We start from the raw sequence: 16,631 nt of genomic DNA, 5'->3' as shown, positions 1-16,631 counted from the left end.
GATGGCTTTGTTATCCCATCGTATCAATTACGATCGCCGTCGCCTGCTGACGGCGCTGTTGCTTTCCCCTCTGTGCTGTTCCGCCTGGGCAAAAACCGAGATGCCGCCAGACCTGCGGCGCATCGTGGCGCTCGAGTGGTTGCCTGCTGAACTGCTGCTGGCGCTTGGCGTTATGCCGCTGGGGGTGGCTGAAATCCCGAATTACCGGCTATGGGTTGCGGAGCCGCAACTGCCCGAGTCGGTGATTGATGTCGGCTTCCGTACCGAACCCAATATGGAACTGTTGGCGCAGCTGCGGCCTTCGTTGATGCTTTACTCTGCGGGCTATGGTCCGTCGGTGGAGAAAATGTCGCGCATTGCCCCGACCATGGGATTTAGCTTTAACAACGACGTCGGACGGCCGCTGACTATGGCAAAAGCGTCGCTGCGCCAACTGGCGCAGCGGTTAGCCATCCCCGACGCTGCCGAACAGCATCTGGACACCTTCTCAGCCTTTATGCAGCAGGCTAGGGTGCAGTTGCTGCCCTACACCCGTCGTCCACTGTTGCTGTTCTCTTTTATCGACAGCACGCACGTTTTGATTATCGCGAAGAACAGCCTGTTTCAGAAAGTGATGGATGAACTCGGCATTGAAAATGCCTGGCGTGAAGAAACCAGCTTCTGGGGCAGCGTGGTGGTGAGCGTTGAGCGCCTGGCGGACATTCAGGATGCCAACGCCATCTGTTTTGGTCACGGTGACGAGGCCATGATGGCACAGGTGGAACGCAGCCCTTTATGGCAGGCGTTGCCGTTTGTGCGCCAGCACCGCTGGCAGCGTGTACCGGCGGTGTGGCTGTATGGCAGCACGCTGTCTGCAATGCGTTTTTGTCAGGTATTGCAGGATGCACTGGAGGCTCGTCATGACGCCAACGCCTAAGCGCTCTGGCGCGGTGCTGATTGTGGTCGGCATGCTGGCGGTGCTGCTGTTGATGATGGCCGTCAATCTGCGCCACGCATTGCCAGTGGCGACATGGTGGCAGGCCGTCGCCAACCCCGAAACGGATGACTTGCGCCAACTGCTGTTCCATTACAGCCTGTTACCGCGCGTGGCGCTCTCGCTGCTGGTCGGCGCGGGGCTAGGGCTGGCGGGGCTGCTGTTTCAGCAGGTGCTGCGCAATCCGCTCGCGGAACCGGCTACGCTGGGCATTGCCACCGGTGCTCAGCTCGGGGTGACGGTTGCAACCTTATGGATGCTGCCGGGCGGCGACGTCGCGCAGCAGTGGATGGCGATGGCAGGCGCGCTCGGTATCGGCGTACTGGTGTTTGGCCTCTCGTGGGGCAAGCAGATGTCGCCAATCACGTTGCTGCTTGCTGGCCTGGTGCTGAGTTTTTACTGTGCTGCCGTCAATCAATTGCTGGTGCTGTTTAACCATGAGCAGCTACAGAATCTGTTTTTGTGGAGCAGCGGCATGCTGAACCAGCAGGATTGGAGCCGCGTGGCGTTTCTATTTCCCAGATTGCTGGTGTGTTTTGCGCTGGCGTTGTTGCTGTTGCGTCCATTGACGCTGTTGGGACTGGATGATGGCGTGGCGCGTAATTTGGGATTAGGTCTGATGTTGGCGCGCTTAACCACGCTTGGTGTTGCGATTTTTCTCAGTGCACAACTGGTTAACGTGGCGGGGATTATCGGCTTTGTTGGCCTGTTTGCCCCGTTGCTGGCGCGCATGCTGGGATTGACCGATCAAACTGTGCTGTGGCTGACCCGCGTCTGGCGTGAAGTGCCGACGGGAGCGGTGACGGCGCTGATTGGTGCCCCACTGCTGCTGTGGCTGTTGCCGCGCTTACGCACCACGCACCAGCCTGCGTTGGCGCCAGCCGGAGACATTAACGCCGTGGCCCCCTGCTGGGGACGCTGGCTGTTGGCAGGTATAATACTGTTGCTGGGCGCTTTGGCGATAGCGCTGATGCTGGGTAAAGGCGCACAAGGCTGGCAATGGGGTCGCGGTGAGGAACTGGCGCAATTGTTGCTCTGGCGTTGGTAGCGGGCGGTGGCGGCGCTGACGGCGGGCATGATGTTGGCGATGGCAGGTACACTGATCCAGAAACTGACGGCCAACCCTATGGGCAGCCAGGAGGTGTTAGGTATCAGCGCGGGGGCGGCGACCGGGGTTATTCTGTTGCTGTTCCTGATGCCGGGAGACACCAGCGCATGGCAGTTGCCGGCGGGCAGCGCGGGTGCGGCGTTGACACTGTTGGTGATGATCACTATCTCCAGCCGCGGTGGGTTTTCCACGCAGCGCATGCTATTGGCGGGGATTGCTCTGAGCACCGCATTTTCCACCGTGCTTACGCTGCTGCTGGCGAGCGGCGATCCGCGCATGAGCGGTGTAATCACCTGGATTTCTGGGTCGACATACGCCGTTGAGTCTGAACAGGCAATCAACACCGCAGGAGTAGCACTGGTGCTAGCCCTTATGGTGCCAGTGTGCCAACGTTGGCTGCGTATTTTGCCGTTGGGTAGCGTAACCGCCCAGGCGTTAGGAGTTGCTGTCACGCCAGTGCGCTTGCTGATTTTGCTGTTGGCATCGGTGTTGACCGCGATGGCAACCTTGACGGTGGGACCGCTTAGCTTTGTCGGGCTGATGGCCCCACATCTGGCGCGCATGACGGGGTTCTCCCGCGTGATCCCTCAACTTTGCTGTTCCGCACTGATTGGCGGCATATTGATGCTGTTGGCCGATTGGGCGGGCCGCATGATCCTGTTTCCTAATCAGGTGCCTGCTGGTCTGCTGGCGACCTTTATCGGCGCGCCTTACTTTATTTATCTGCTGCGTAAGCAAGCCCATTAACGACCTGTTGGCAAGGTTTTCCCTGCCAACAGGTAAACCCTACTTATATATTAAACGCAAATCATTATCACTATGATTCCCATTATCTAATATTATGTATGCTCAATAATTAGATTTGTGCCTCAGGGACACGACCATCGTCGGGCGTTAAACCGATGATAGCCGGGTAAAGCGCTGTCGTGTCAGCATGATGCACGCTTAAGGGATCGTTATGAAAGGAAAGATGTTTGACTGCGCGAAGCCGGTTCAGGCAATGGAATCGGTAAGCGGTTTTTCTGTTTTGGCGCTGTGTGTGGGCGCTGCACTGTGGCCCGCTCTGGCGGGGGCGGCACAGACCAGCACTGCGGTGGGTGGCAACACCCATCAGAGCGCTGCACAATCTGCCTCATCATCGGGTAAAAAGAGTGGCGACACGCTGGTGGTCACCGCCACCTGGGGCGCAGCAGGGCAGGATGTGCATGGCGACTACAGCACCAAACTGACCACCGCGGGGACGCGTCTGCTGTTAAGTCCGCGTGATATTCCGCAATCCATTACCATCGTGAATAAACAGCGCATGCAGGATCAGAACCTGCAAACGGTGGGTGACGTGTTGGATAACGTGGTGGGCATCACCGGCAACTATACTGACAGTGAGCGTACCGGTTACTATGCGCGCGGTTTCTACATCAACAATTTCGTCATTGATGATATTCCCACTTCGGTATCCGAAGCCTGGAACTTTGTTGACGCGCTGGGAGATACCGCGATCTACGATCGCATTGAAGTGGTGCGCGGTGCCAACTGCCTGCTGACCGGTACCGGTAATCCATCTGCAACCGTGAATATGATGCGCAAACACGCCACCAGCAAAGAAGTGACCGGCAACGTTTCTGCCAGTTATGGCTCGTGGAATAACCAACGCTATGTGGCCGATCTTTCCGCACCCTTGACCGAATCCGGCAGCGTGCGCGGGCGAATTATTGCCGGCTATCAGGATCAGGATAGCTGGCTCGATCGCTACCATAAGCGCAAAAAATTTATTTCCGGCATTGTCGATGCGGATCTGGCCAATAATTCCACGCTGTTATTCGGCTACAATTATCAGGAAAGCAAAACCCCCGGTTCAACCTGGGGCGGCTTGCCGACCTGGTTTAGTAACGGCAACCGTACCCACTTCGATCGCAGCTTCAATCCCGCCCCAAACTGGGCCTATTACAATATCGAGACCAACAAGGTCTTCGCCCAGTTCAGCCATATGTTTGATAATGGCTGGGACTGGCATATCAACACCACTCATGCGGAAACCAAGTTTGATGACAAACTGATGTACGCTTCGCCTTATGGAACGACTGAGCCAGCCACATCAGGAGCCTTCCCCGATCAAACCACTGGCGTGGGCTTGGCGGGTGGCGCTGGCTGGTTTACCGGCACACGCAAACTGGACGCACTGGAAACCTACGTGCGCGGTCCGTTCGAACTGCTGGGGCGTCAGCATGAGCTGGTTACCGGGGTGGGATTCAGTCGCCAACGCGACTACTACTACGCTTCTAACGATGCAGTGACGGTTGCTGATATGGGCAATTACTACAACTGGAACGGCAGTGTGCCGGAACCGAACTGGCAGGCGCAGACCAAAAGTTCGGATGATACCGTGCATCAAAGGTCGGTCTACAGTGCGGCCCGTTTCTCGCTGGCCGATCCATTGGCGCTGGTGGCCGGTGCGCGCTATACCGAATGGAACACGGGCGGTATGACTTCCAGCTTCAGCAAAGACAAGGTGTCGCCCTATGCCGGGTTAATTTACGACATCAACGATACCCTCTCTACCTATGTCAGCTACACCTCAATCTTCCAGCCGCAAGATACAAGATAACAGAAGTGTTAATGGCAACTACCTGGCCCCGATTGAAGGCAAAAACTATGAAACCGGTCTGAAATCCGACTGGCTTGATGGCCGCCTGACGGCATCCATGGCCTTGTTCCGTATTGAGCAGGATAATCTGGCGCAGACCGATGGCAGCAACAAGGTCAAGGGATCAAGCGATCAGGCTTACTACGGTGCGCAAGGGGTGACCAGTAAAGGTGTCGAACTGGAACTGAACGGTGCCCTGACGGATAACTGGCAAATGACGTTCGGTGCCGCACGTTACGTTGCCAAAGACGCGGCGGATAATCGGGTGAACAGCCAGCTACCGCAAACCACATTGAAATGGTTTACACGCTACCAGTTGCCGATGTTGCCGGAACTGACGTTGGGCGGCGGGGTAAACTGGCAGAACGGCACCTTTGTGGATACCTCGGGGCCGAATGGTGCTGCGCGTGTGCATCAGGGAAGCTATCCGTTGGTTAACCTGTTTGGTCGCTACCAGATCAACAAACAGCTGGCGGTGCAGGCTAACGTCAACAATCTGCTGGATAAGCGCTATTACAGCGCCCTCAGTGACAACTATACCTATGGCGCGCCGCGCAGCGTGTCCATGAGTGTAAATTACAATTTCTGATGCGCAAACGCCACGATGTGCGGGGCGTTTCTCTTGGCCGCGATTACAGCTGGGCAAAACAGCGACGTGCTGCCGCGATGGTGTTCTCAATATCCTGCTGGCTGTGCGCCAGTGACATAAAGCCCGCTTCAAACGCTGACGGAGCCAGATAAACGCCTTCGGCCAGCATCAGGTGGAAGAAACACTTAAAGCGCTCCACATCGCACTGCGTCACATCCTGATAGCACGTCACGCTCGGTACGTCAGTGAAAAACAGACCGAACATACCGCCCACATGATTCACCACCAGAGGAATGTGCTGCGCTTTGGCCGCCGCTTCCAACCCCTGTGCCAACTGCGTGGTCAATGCGGTGAGCGTGTCGTGCACGCTGGGTTTAGCCACTTCGCTCAGGCAGGCAAAGCCCGCTGCCATGGCAATCGGGTTACCGGACAGCGTTCCCGCCTGATACACCGGGCCGGTTGGGGCCAGCGCTTGCATCACATCACTCCGTCCGCCAAAAGCGCCTACTGGCATACCGCCACCAATGATTTTCCCCAGACAGGTCAGATCGGGCACTACGCCGTAGTGCCCCTGTGCGCCGCCTAATGCTACGCGAAAGCCCGTCATCACTTCGTCGATGATCAGCAGCGCACCAAATTCATAGCACAGTGCGCGTAATCCCGGCAGAAACTCAGGCAGCGGCGGAATACAGTTCATGTTGCCTGCCACCGGTTCAACGATAATCGCTGCAATGTCATCAGGGTATTGCTCGAAAGCCTGACGGACTGAGGCTAAATCGTTATAGATGCAGGTCAGGGTATGACGGGCGAAATCAGCGGGTACGCCAGGGGAATTAGGCTGGCCCAGCGTCAATGCACCCGATCCCACTTTGACCAGTAGGCAGTCCGCGTGGCCGTGATAGCAGCCATCAAACTTGATGATTTTGTCACGGCCCGTGAAGCCGCGCGCCAGACGAATGGCGCTCATGGTCGCTTCGGTACCGGAATTCACCATGCGCACCATATCCATCGACGGCACCAGCGAGGTTACCAACCGAGCCATGTGCACTTCCATTTCAGTTGGCGCACCAAAGCTCAATCCGCGCTCTGCGGCGGCGATCACCGCCTGACGAATGGCGGGATGGTTATGCCCCAGCACCATGGGGCCCCAGGAACCGACATAATCGATATAGGCGTTACCGTCTGCATCGTAGATATGTGATCCTTCCGCCCGCTCAATAAACAACGGCACGCCGCCGACGCCGTTGAACGCGCGCACCGGCGAGTTGACGCCACCGGGAATAAGCTGCTGTGCCGCAGCGTAGAGACTTTCTGATTTATTCATGGAAAGGGTCCTGAAAAGAGAGCGGAGTTTTGCCTATTGTAAACAACGCTGTCGCGTTATCAAATTTGCGTCATTGATGTAAGAGGGAGAGGGACGTTATGTGATGGGTGGGCGTATACTGTACCGCTTTAGTATTAGCTGCTTTGGTCTATCCTGTGACGACTTCCCGAGATATTTCCCTGATTGAGGTGCTCCGTGCTGCGATTCGGCAATTCCTGCGCCGTGATAAAACGCCGGTAATCATTCTGGTGCTGGCGGCCCTGGTGGGGACGTTGGTCGGTCTGGTTGGGGTGGCCTTTGAGAAAGGGGTGAGTGCGCTGCAAGCACTTCGTTTGGAAATGGTGACGCAGTGGGCGCCTGCTGAGTGGCGCTGGTCGCTGGCGTTTCCCCTCTCTGGGCTGATGGCTGCCGGGGGATATTATCTGGTGCGTTGTTTTGCGCCGTAAGCGGGGGGCTCGGGGATTCCGGAGATTGAAGGCGCATTGTAGGATCTTCGCCCGGTACGCTGGTGGCGCGTATTGCCAGTGAAGTTCTTCGGTGGCTTGGGAACACTTGGCGCTGGCATGGTGTTGGGCAGGGAAGTGCCAACGGTGCAACTCGGCGGCAACGTGGGCGGGATGATCGCGGATTTGTTGTCGGCCAAACGCGCAGACGTGCGTCATTCTCTGTTGGCAACCGGTGCGGCAGCCTGGTTGTCAGCGGCGTTCAACGCCCCGTTGGCCGGGATCTTGTTCATTATTGAAGAGATGCGGCCGCAGTTTCGCTACAACCTGATCTCTATCAAAGCCGTGTTTATTGGCGTCATCATGTCCAGCGTGGTGTTTCGGGGGTTTAACGGTGAAGCGGCGGTTATCCACGTTGGCACACTGCCCGATGCCCCGGTCAACACACTATGGTGTTATCTGCTGTTAGGCATAGTGTTTGGTGCGGTTGGCGTGGTGTTTAACCGACTGGTATTAGGGACGCAGGCGCTGTTTTACGTTTTCATGGGCAGAGTCTAACGCGCTTTATTCTGGTCGGGATGTTAGCCGGTGGGCTGTGTGGTGTGCTTTCGCTGGCATTCAGCGACGTTTCCGGCGGCGGTTTTGCCATCATTCCTGATGTAACGGCGGCGCACTACAGCGTGAGTATGCTGCTGCTGATATTTTTGTTGCGGGTGGTGCTGACGCTGTTGTGTTTTGGCTCTGGCGCACCAGGCGGGATCTTTGCGCCGATGCTGGCGTTGGGCACCGTGCTAGGCGGCGCTTACGGGCTGATCTTGCACGGAGTATTCCCTGACTATGCATTAGGTGCTGGCACCTTTGCCATTGCAGGAATGGGCGCGTTGTTTGCGGCTTCAGTACGCGCCCCACTGACCGGAATTGTGCTGGTGCTGGAAATGACGGATAACTATCAGTTGATTTTGCCCATGATCATCACCTGCCTGGGGGCGACGTTAATGGCGCAGTTTTTAGGCGGACAACCGTTATACTCTGCTATTCTGGCTCGAACGCTGCAACGGCAAAATGCGTTAGAGCAGCGTGCGGAAAATGAACGCAAGGCCAAACCTTGAACCTTGTTTCCCGCTGTTGGATAATGAGCGTATGATTGGGATAAGGCAAACGGCGTGCGCCGCCCAATAAAAGACAAGCTGGGAGTACGACAATGAGCGATGAAGTAATGGCTGTGCCGCTGCAATTCACTGATGCGGCGGCAAAAAAGGTGAAAGTCCTGATTGCTGATGAAGAGAACCCGGAGCTGAAACTTCGCGTCTACATCACCGGGGGCGGCTGTAGCGGCTTCCAATACGGTTTCACTTTCGACGATAAAATAAACGACGGTGACATGACCATTGAGAAACAGGGCGTGGCGCTGGTGGTAGACCAGATGAGTCTGCAATATCTGGTCGGTGGTTCGGTGGATTACACGGAAGGTCTGGAAGGTTCGCGCTTCGTGGTCACTAATCCTAATGCGAAAAGCACCTGCGGCTGCGGCTCTTCTTTCAGTATCTGATTACCCTACCGCTGATATAGAAAAAAAACCGCGTTCTTCAACGCGGTTTTTTGTTTTAACGGGCCGAATAAACCAACCTGCGCCATCACCACTCGATCGTGATCAGTCGCTGTTCCTGATGGGTTACCGTGCGAGCTCCTGCGCTTAGCGATGTTTGCGTAATCTTTGGCATGAGCGCTTTTGCATTCGGGCATTCTACGCGGGCGGTGGCTGCGTTTTCCTTGACCTCACAGACAGCAACCACGTTTAGCCCTACATTGATTTGCCCGCTGGTGCTTGCCGCATACGCCGTATTGCAGGCCAGCATCAACAGGCCCGCGTTAAGCAGACTTATTTTTATCACTTTTCTACCTGGTGTTAAAAAGAACCGTTGCCGGTTCAGCGCACAATGTACGTTATCAAATCGTTATGTTTTGGTTTGTATACGGTTGCGTTTTAACCGTTTGCGGCATGATAACCGGTTTTTAACTGGATGAAAAGCGTGCAGTAATGCCTGCACGAGCGCAGGCATTACCCTATGATTTACTGGGCGGGGAGGGCGGCGAGTTGCTGACAAATGTACTAGGCTGCCAGCAGCATGCGCGGGCTGCTGCGATTAAACCAATCTTCGTCTACCGTAATAATTGGCACGGACAACTGCGGCGACCAAAAATCACGCGTGGCGGCCGCATCGGCAGCGGTGCCCGTCGTAATGATCACCTGTGGGTTGCGCCGCAACACCTGTTCACGACTGACCTGTGGCCAGGGCACCTTGCTGTCATCGAAAACATTGACGCCGCCACACAGGGCGAGTACCTGGTTTTGCAACGACTGTTTGCCTGACGTGAACAGCGGGTGTGTACCAAATTGCAGGAATACCTGATGTTTTGACGCATGGGCGTAGCGTGCTTTCAAATCAGCCAACTGCTGGCGTAAGGTCTGTGCATTTTGTCGCGCAACCTCATGGTGCGCGCTGTATTGCCCAAGCTGTTCCAGAATGGTCGGTATTGCCTCCAGCGAGGTGGGATCCAGATACAACACCGGGATGCCAAAGGCTGATAGTTGCTCAAGCGGTCGCTGCGGGTTCCCTTCACGCCAGGTCAGAACCAAATCCGGCTTTAAGGCCAGCACCCGTTCCAGATTGATACCTTGCCAGGAGGCAACCTGTTCCCTCTGTTGCGCTTCGGGCGGGTAGTTTGACCAGGCACTCACGCCAATCACCTGATCGCCCATGCCAGCGGCGAAGGCCAGCTCCGTAGCGTGGGGAGCCATACTGATAATGCGCTGGGCGACAGCGTCTGCGTTGGCCCGTCCGGCCATGAGCAGACACAGTATTGCCAGAAGAGAGAGCCCGCGAACGCGCATCAGGCTTTTCCGGCGAGCTCTTGCAACATGGCGCTCACCATGTGTGATGATTGCTGGGCCGCCACGGCCAGAAACTCGTCAAAACTCAGGTGAGAGGCTTTGTCTGCCACATCGGAAATGGCGCGTACTACGACGAAAGGCACACCGAACTGATGGCAAACGTGAGCGATTGCCATGGCTTCCATTTCGACCGCGACGGCCTGTGGGAAGGTGCGACGGATGCGAGCCAGCGGTTCGGCACCGTTGATAAACGCATCACCACTGACAATCAGCCCCTGAACCGCATTCAATTGCAGAGACACAATGGCGCGCTCGGCCAGCGCAATAAGGGATGTATCGGCGGGAAACGCCGCCGGGCAACCTGCCATCTGGCCCGCTTCATAACCGAAGGCGGTGACATCGGCATCGTGATAGCGCGCTTCACTGGATACCACGATATCGCCGACGTTCAGGGTCGGTGCCAGACCGCCCGCAGAACCGGTGTTGATAACGATGTCAGGGCGGGCATGTTCCAACAGCAGCGTGGTGCCCATCGCCGCGGAAACCTTGCCAATACCGGATTTTAACAGCGCCACTTCGACACAGTTCAGCCACCCGCTGTAGATTTCGCATCCGGCGCGTGCGAAGGTACTGAGGTTTTCGATGCGATCGCGCAGGATCGTCACTTCTTGTTCCATGGCCCCGATGATGCCGACTTTCATTAGATTCCCCACAAAATTTCAAATAGTTAGCCGTAGTCTGTGTTGTGTAGTCTATCATGGCTAACGGGGTGAAATGGAACCCAGGCGTGATTTTGGCGGCGGTAAAGGGGGAAGGGGATGTCCGATATCGATTTTTCAAAGAAATTCAGCGTTCAGCGGCCTCTGAGCAAACCGATCACAGCGGAGAGCGAATATGACATCGTCCGCCTGTTCGAAAGTGATAGGGGGCGTATCATCAACTCTGCCGCGATCCGCCGTTTACAACAGAAGACGCAGGTATTTCCGCTGGAGCGTAACGCCGCCGTGCGTTCGCGGCTGACACACTCTATGGAAGTGCAGCAGATCGGTCGCTACATCGCCAAAGATATTCTGGTGCGAATAAAAGGCGAAAACCGACTGGACGCCCTTGGCCTGTCTCTGTGGCAGACGCCCTTTGAAAGCATGGTAGAAATGGCCTGCCTGATGCATGACATCGGCAACCCGCCCTTTGGCCATTTTGGTGAATCCGCTATCAATAACTGGTTTAGAAAACGGTTGGATGCCACTTATATTCAGGATGACGCATTGTCGCGTGATGATGCTTGTCAGGTTGAAGCCCTGCGGCTGAAAGGCGATGCGCATGATGCATTGCGGCGTCAGGTGCGACAGGATCTCAGCCATTTCGAAGGCAATGCACAAGCGATTCGTTTGGTGCATACGTTGCTTAAACTGAATCTAACCTACAGCCAGGTCGGCTGTATTCTCAAATATACCCGGCCAGCGTATTGGGTCGGCGAGGTGCCCGATACCTACCGCTATCTGATGAAAAAGCCGGGCTATTACCTTTCTGAACAGGATTTTGTTACCGATTTGCGCCAGGAATTGTCGCTGGAAGAATACCATCGCTTTCCGCTCACCTACATCATGGAAGCAGCGGACGACATCTCTTACTGCGTCGCCGATCTGGAGGATGCGGTAGAAAAAGAGATCCTTACCACCGACCAGCTTTATCTGTACTTACGCCAAACCTGGGGCACGGTCGATCCCTCTGATCTGTTTGCCAAAACCGTAGAGCAGGCTTATGAAAGTCGAAAACGGCACCGCTGGCGCAGCACCGACGATCAATTTTTTATGCAGTTGCGCGTCAATACGGTGACTAAGCTGGTGCCTTACGCGACGCATCGTTTTATCAAAAATTTGCCTGCAATTTACGCTGGTGCTTTTGATGAGGCGCTGCTGGAAGACAAGGGCGCGCAGGCTAAACTGTTGCGGGTGTTCAAAGAGGTTGCGCGCAAGTATGTGTTTAATAACGCAGAAGTCGAAAAGCTGGAACTGCAAGGCTATCGCGTGATCGGGGGGCTATTGGACATCTATCATCCGCTGCTGGAAATGTCTTATGACGCTTTCAGCCAAATGGTGAATGACGATACGCACCCGCACTATCCCATAGAAACCCGGCTCTACCACAAGCTTTCCAGCAAACATTGCCTGGCCTATCGTGAAGCCACGCTCCAACTCTCTGCACTGTCTTGTGAGGAACAGGAGATTTGGGAATACTATTATCGGGCGCGATTGATTCAAGATTATATCAGTGGAATGACAGATCTTTACGCTTACGACGAGTACCGGCGGCTGATGGCGGCGGAATAACAATTTATGTAAAGCGGCCCCATACTTGCTTACGTTTGGGCCAGCGCGCGGCGATGAACTTTGTGCTTTCTTGTTTATCTAATATAGCGCGAACGCCAATTGAGCCTGTTTACGAGCCCGCCAGCGCGACATCTAGAGGGTGGGATGGTGAACAGGTTCGGCGACTTGGGATTCACCTGTTGATACGACGAGATAAGAGATCATGAAAAGAAAATCATTGGTTCTGAGTGCATTGGCGCTGAGCCTGGCAATGAGCATGGGGCACGTCTTTGCGGCGACTGAGGCGGTGGTATCGACATCCAGCCAGATGCCAAGTTTGGCTCCGATGTTTGAGAAAGTGATGCCTTCCGTCGTCAGTATCTCCATTGAAGGGCATACCGACGTCAAGCGCAGCAATATTCCGCAGCAGATGCAGCCTTTCTTCGGTGAGAATTCGCCGTTCTGTCAGGAGTGGTCACCCTTCCAAAACTCCCCGATTTGCCAGGGGGCTGAAGACGAAGGGGAAGAGGGCGCGCCCGCAAAACGTGAGAACTTCCAGGCATTAGGCTCTGGTGTGGTGATCAACGCGGAGAAAGGCTATGTGGTAACCAATAACCACGTAATCGACAACGCGGACAAGATTCAGGTACGGCTTTACGATGGGCGTAAGTATGATGCCAAAGTGATTGGCAAAGACCCGCGTACCGACGTTGCGTTGATTCAACTGATTGATTTTAAAAATCTAACCGCCATCAAGATCGCCGATTCCGATCAGTTACGGGTGGGTGACTATACCGTGGCGATCGGCAACCCCTACGGCTTAGGCCAAACGGCGACGTCCGGTATTGTTTCGGCGTTAGGGCGCAGCGGGCTGAATATCGAGAATTATGAAAACTTTATCCAGACCGATGCCGCGATCAACCGAGGCAACTCGGGCGGGGCGCTGGTTAACCTTAATGGTGAGCTTATCGGTCTGAACACCGCGATTCTGGCACCGGATGGTGGAAACATCGGTATTGGTTTTGCTATTCCGAGCAACATGGTGAAAAACCTGACCGCGCAATTGGTTGAGTTTGGCGACGTGAAACGCGGCGAACTGGGTATTACCGGTACTGAGCTCAATTCCGATCTGGCTCAAGCGATAAAAGTGGATGCTCAGCGCGGGGCATTTGTCAGCCAGGTCAGGCCGAAATCCGCTGCTGACGAAGCAGGCATCAAAGCCGGTGACGTCATTTTGACGCTGAACGATAAACCGATCAGCAGCTTTGCAGCACTGCGCGCCCAGGTTGCTTCCTTACCCGTCGGTAGCAAGGTCAAGCTTGGGCTGCTGCGTGAAGGCAAACCGTTAGCGGTAGAAGTGACCTTGCAGCAGGCAAACCAGACACAGGTCGCCTCGGGTAATCTTTACACCGGCATCAGCGGCGCATCGCTCAGCAATACCGAAATCGACGGCCAGAAAGGCGTGAAAGTGGACGAGGTGAAAGCCGGATCGGCGGCCGCGAAAATCGGCTTGAAGAAGGATGACGTTATCCTCAGTGTGAACCAGCAGCCGGTGCAGAATCTGGGTGAACTGCGTAAAATTCTGGACAGCAAGCCTCCGGTGTTAGCGCTGAACGTGCTGCGTGGCAATGCTACGATTTATCTGTTGGCACAATAAACGGTAGCCATTTCAGACTGAAAGGAGCGTATCAGGTACGCTCCTTTTTTTATTTTCCCCTTAGCCACCCGCCTCCTCGTTATTATTTTGTGATACTTCCCGCAATTCTAAGGAATTGGGTCAATGTTTGTGAAATCGCACAATGTCCAGCTTTCAGGGCAACGTTATGATAGTGCAATTGTCACTTTCTCTTACCAGGGGCGGGAATGGCGTCATATCACCTCAATGTAAAGCTTGCGCAGGATATCGTTGCGCGCACCATGCAAATTATTGATAGCAATATCAACGTGATGAATGCCAGATGGCGAATCATCGGCAGCGGCGATCGAGAACGCGTGGGCGAACTGCACGAAGGGGCACTATTGGCTTTGTCACAGGGGCGTGTCGTCGATATCTATGATGCGGTTGCCCGTCATCTGCACGGGGTGCGGCCTGGTATCAACTTGCCGCTACGTATTGACGGTGAAATCGTCGGCGTAATCGGCCTGACCGGTAACCCCGCCCATTTGCGCCAGTTTGGTGAACTGGTGTGCATGACCGCAGAGATGATGCTGGAGCAGGCTATCCTGCACATGTTGGCGCAGGATAGCCGTCTGCGTGAAGAATTGGTGCTAAACCTGATTCGCACGGACGAACTGTCACCCGCGCTGATGGAGTGGGCACAACGTATGGGGATCGATCTCAATACGCCGCGTGTGGTGACCGTTGTCGAGGTGGATAGCGGCCAATTGGGCGTGGACAGTGCGATGGCAGAATTGCAGCAGTTGCAAACGCTGTTGACCACGCCTGAGCGCAACAATCTGATCGCTATTGTGTCTCTGACTGAAATGGTGGTGCTGAAACCCGCGCTGAACAGCCATGATCGTTGGGATGCCGAAGAGCATCGACGTCGCGTAGATAACCTGTTCTCCCGCATGACCGAGAGCGGCCGCCTGCGGGTACGGATGGCGTTGGGTAACTACTTTACCGGGCCGGGCAGCATTGCGCGTTCTTACCGTACTGCGCGTACCACCATGGGCGTTGGGAAACAGCGTATGCCCAGTCAGCGTTGCTACTACTATCAGGATTTAATGCTGCCAGTGTTGCTCGATAGTCTACGCGGTGGCTGGCAGGCCAATGAACTGGTTCGTCCGTTGGCAAAACTGAAAGCGATGGACGGCAATGGTTTGTTGCGACGTACGCTTAACGCCTGGTTTCGCAATAACGTTCAGCCGGGCGCTACGGCTAAGGCGCTGTTTATCCATCGCAATACGCTTGAATATCGCCTGAACCGTATTTCCGAACTGACCGGGCTGGATTTGGGCAATTTTGACGATCGTTTGCTGCTCTATGTGGCACTGCAACTCGATGAAGAAGAATAATTTGCTCTCTGATTTATCCAAGGGGCCGATGGCCCCTTGTTGCTGTCTGCGAGCCGTTAATCTGCTTAGATTTAAAAAACTGAATAGGCTCAAAGAATATAACGCGAGAGCATAAATTATCGCGAAACAATATTTTTGCCCCCACCCCCTATCCTCATATTGTCACTCCATGTTGTGAGCCCATTGCCCGCACCACGCCAAACACACTACACAAATTACGAAAAATGTTGAGGGAGTGATAATGATGTCAATACGTAGTCTGGGAGTATCTCTTGCAGCAGCAACGGTATTATTTGCGGGCGCTGCGTCTGCGGCAACGGAATTGTTGAACGTGTCCTATGACCCAACGCGTGAGCTGTATCAGGAGTATAACGCTGCCTTCATTAAACACTGGAAAGAAACCACTGGTGAAACACTTTCCATTAAAAACTCCCACGGTGGCTCCGGCAAACAGGCGCGTTCGGTCATCGATGGTTTGCAGGCGGACGTGGTGACGCTGGCGCTGGCGGGCGATATTGATGCCATGAATCTTAATCAGCCGCTGATCGATCCCAAGTGGCAGGCACGCCTGCCGGATAACAGTACGCCTTACACCTCTACCATTGTGTTCCTGGTGCGCAAAGGTAACCAGAAAAACATCAAGGACTGGGGCGATCTGGTGAAACCGGGCGTAGAAGTGATCACGCCTAACCCGAAAACCTCCGGCGGTGCGCGTTGGAACTTCCTGGCGGCCTGGGCTTATGCCAAGCACCTGCCGGGGGGGAAGTGATGAAAGCGCACTGAAATTTGTGACTGAGCTTTGTCGCCATGCGCTGGTATTAGATACCGGTGCGCGCGGTGCCACTATTCAGTTTCGTACAACGCCAACTGGGCGATGTATTGCTGGCGTGGGAAAACGAAGCCTATCTGTCACTGAAAGAGCAGGGCGGCGATCAGTTGGAAATCGTCACGCCGTCGCTGTCTATTCTGGCAGAGCCGCCAGTTGCCGTTGTGGACAAAGTGGTTGAGCGCAAAGGCACACAAAAACAGGCTGAAGCCTACCTGAAATACCTTTACAGCGACGATGCGCAGCGCATTATCGGTAAGAACTTCTACCGCCAGCGCAATGCCAAGATTGCTGAAGAATTCAAAGGTCAATTCGCACCGGTGAAACTGGTAACCATCGATGAAGAGTTTGGCGGCTGGACCAAAGTGCAGGGCCAATACTTTAACGATGGTGGCGTTTTTGACAAGATTTTCAATAAAATCAATAAATAATTTTTAAAACGCCTACTGGCTGGCCGCTACGTTGATAGCGGCTTTGCCATGTGGATGGGCTGGTTCACTGAACTAT

At 54.9% G+C, this 16,631-nt stretch carries 11 protein-coding genes and 3 pseudogenes; 10 read left to right on the top strand and 4 right to left on the bottom strand.

The genetic code is table 11. The annotated features are described in order from the left end of the window. Window position 1: 1 nt before the first annotated feature. From fhuD to JZM30_RS23835, 4 genes and pseudogenes are all read left to right on the top strand, one after another. Complete coding sequence (fhuD, locus tag JZM30_RS04595; RefSeq protein ID WP_252317996.1) at window positions 2–916, top strand: Fe(3+)-hydroxamate ABC transporter substrate-binding protein FhuD; 915 nt, start codon at window positions 2–4, stop codon at window positions 914–916. After that, window positions 900–2,828: pseudogene (gene fhuB, locus JZM30_RS04590) on the top strand (Fe(3+)-hydroxamate ABC transporter permease FhuB). Before fhuD ends, fhuB begins: the two are co-directional and overlap by 17 nt. A gap of 211 nt (window positions 2,829–3,039) precedes the next feature. Then, complete coding sequence (fhuE, locus tag JZM30_RS04585) at window positions 3,040–4,683, top strand: ferric-rhodotorulic acid/ferric-coprogen receptor FhuE (RefSeq protein WP_308167120.1); 1,644 nt, start codon at window positions 3,040–3,042, stop codon at window positions 4,681–4,683. After that, the gene (locus JZM30_RS23835) at window positions 4,640–5,311 is read left to right on the top strand and encodes a TonB-dependent receptor domain-containing protein (protein WP_308167119.1); all 672 of its coding nucleotides are present in this window, start codon (window positions 4,640–4,642) and stop codon (window positions 5,309–5,311) included. Before fhuE ends, JZM30_RS23835 begins: the two co-directional genes overlap by 44 nt. 43 nt (window positions 5,312–5,354) lie before the next feature. Here JZM30_RS23835 and hemL read toward each other — a convergent pair whose 3' ends face one another. Continuing rightward, a complete protein-coding gene (gene hemL / locus JZM30_RS04580; protein WP_252317732.1) occupies window positions 5,355–6,635 on the bottom strand; it encodes a glutamate-1-semialdehyde 2,1-aminomutase in 1,281 nt (426 codons plus the stop codon). Window positions 6,636–6,778: 143 nt separating this feature from the next. On the opposite strand from hemL, the pseudogene clcA reads away from it, so the two are divergent. Together clcA and erpA are read left to right on the top strand one after the other, a co-directional pair. Continuing rightward, a pseudogene (gene clcA / locus JZM30_RS04575) lies at window positions 6,779–8,187 on the top strand (H(+)/Cl(-) exchange transporter ClcA). A gap of 92 nt (window positions 8,188–8,279) precedes the next feature. Next, entirely contained in the window at window positions 8,280–8,627 is a 348-nt protein-coding gene (erpA, locus tag JZM30_RS04570) for an iron-sulfur cluster insertion protein ErpA (RefSeq protein WP_252317731.1), read from the top strand. Between the two features lie 85 nt (window positions 8,628–8,712). On the opposite strand, the gene JZM30_RS04565 is transcribed toward erpA, so the two are convergent. The 3 genes from JZM30_RS04565 to mtnN all read right to left on the bottom strand — a co-directional run bounded on the left by JZM30_RS04565 (window position 8,713) and on the right by mtnN (window position 10,672). Continuing rightward, entirely contained in the window at window positions 8,713–8,970 is a 258-nt protein-coding gene (locus JZM30_RS04565) for a hypothetical protein (protein ID WP_252317730.1), read from the bottom strand. A gap of 218 nt (window positions 8,971–9,188) precedes the next feature. Further along, window positions 9,189–9,971 carry a vitamin B12 ABC transporter substrate-binding protein BtuF gene (btuF, locus tag JZM30_RS04560; RefSeq protein ID WP_252317729.1) on the bottom strand — a complete coding sequence of 261 codons (783 nt, stop codon included), beginning with the start codon at window positions 9,969–9,971 and terminating at the stop codon, window positions 9,189–9,191. Next, window positions 9,971–10,672, bottom strand: a complete 702-nt coding sequence (gene mtnN, locus JZM30_RS04555) for a 5'-methylthioadenosine/S-adenosylhomocysteine nucleosidase (RefSeq protein ID WP_252317728.1) — start codon at window positions 10,670–10,672, stop codon at window positions 9,971–9,973. The genes btuF and mtnN overlap by 1 nt, the downstream gene beginning before the upstream one ends. Window positions 10,673–10,789: 117 nt before the next feature. Here mtnN and dgt point away from each other — a divergent pair, with 117 nt between their 5' ends. The 4 genes and pseudogenes from dgt to JZM30_RS04535 all read left to right on the top strand — a co-directional run bounded on the left by dgt (window position 10,790) and on the right by JZM30_RS04535 (window position 16,555). Next, window positions 10,790–12,301 (top strand): dGTPase, encoded by a 1,512-nt coding sequence (gene dgt / locus JZM30_RS04550; RefSeq protein ID WP_252317727.1) that lies wholly within the window; start codon window positions 10,790–10,792, stop codon window positions 12,299–12,301. A gap of 202 nt (window positions 12,302–12,503) precedes the next feature. Then, window positions 12,504–13,937, top strand: coding sequence for a serine endoprotease DegP (gene degP / locus JZM30_RS04545; RefSeq protein WP_252317726.1), 1,434 nt, complete (start codon window positions 12,504–12,506; stop codon window positions 13,935–13,937). 206 nt (window positions 13,938–14,143) lie between these two features. Beyond that, window positions 14,144–15,298 (top strand): CdaR family transcriptional regulator, encoded by a 1,155-nt coding sequence (locus JZM30_RS04540; protein WP_252317725.1) that lies wholly within the window; start codon window positions 14,144–14,146, stop codon window positions 15,296–15,298. A 250-nt stretch (window positions 15,299–15,548) separates the two neighbouring features. Continuing rightward, window positions 15,549–16,555: pseudogene (locus tag JZM30_RS04535) on the top strand (sulfate ABC transporter substrate-binding protein). The last annotated feature ends 76 nt before the right edge of the window (window positions 16,556–16,631 follow it).

Origin of the sequence: Candidatus Symbiopectobacterium endolongispinus (assembly GCF_018777385.1) — a bacterium.
Taxonomy (GTDB): Bacteria; Pseudomonadota; Gammaproteobacteria; order Enterobacterales; family Enterobacteriaceae; genus Symbiopectobacterium; species Symbiopectobacterium endolongispinus.
The sequence above is the reverse complement of the archived record's forward strand: the minus strand, read 5'-3'. Positions and strand labels throughout refer to the sequence as shown.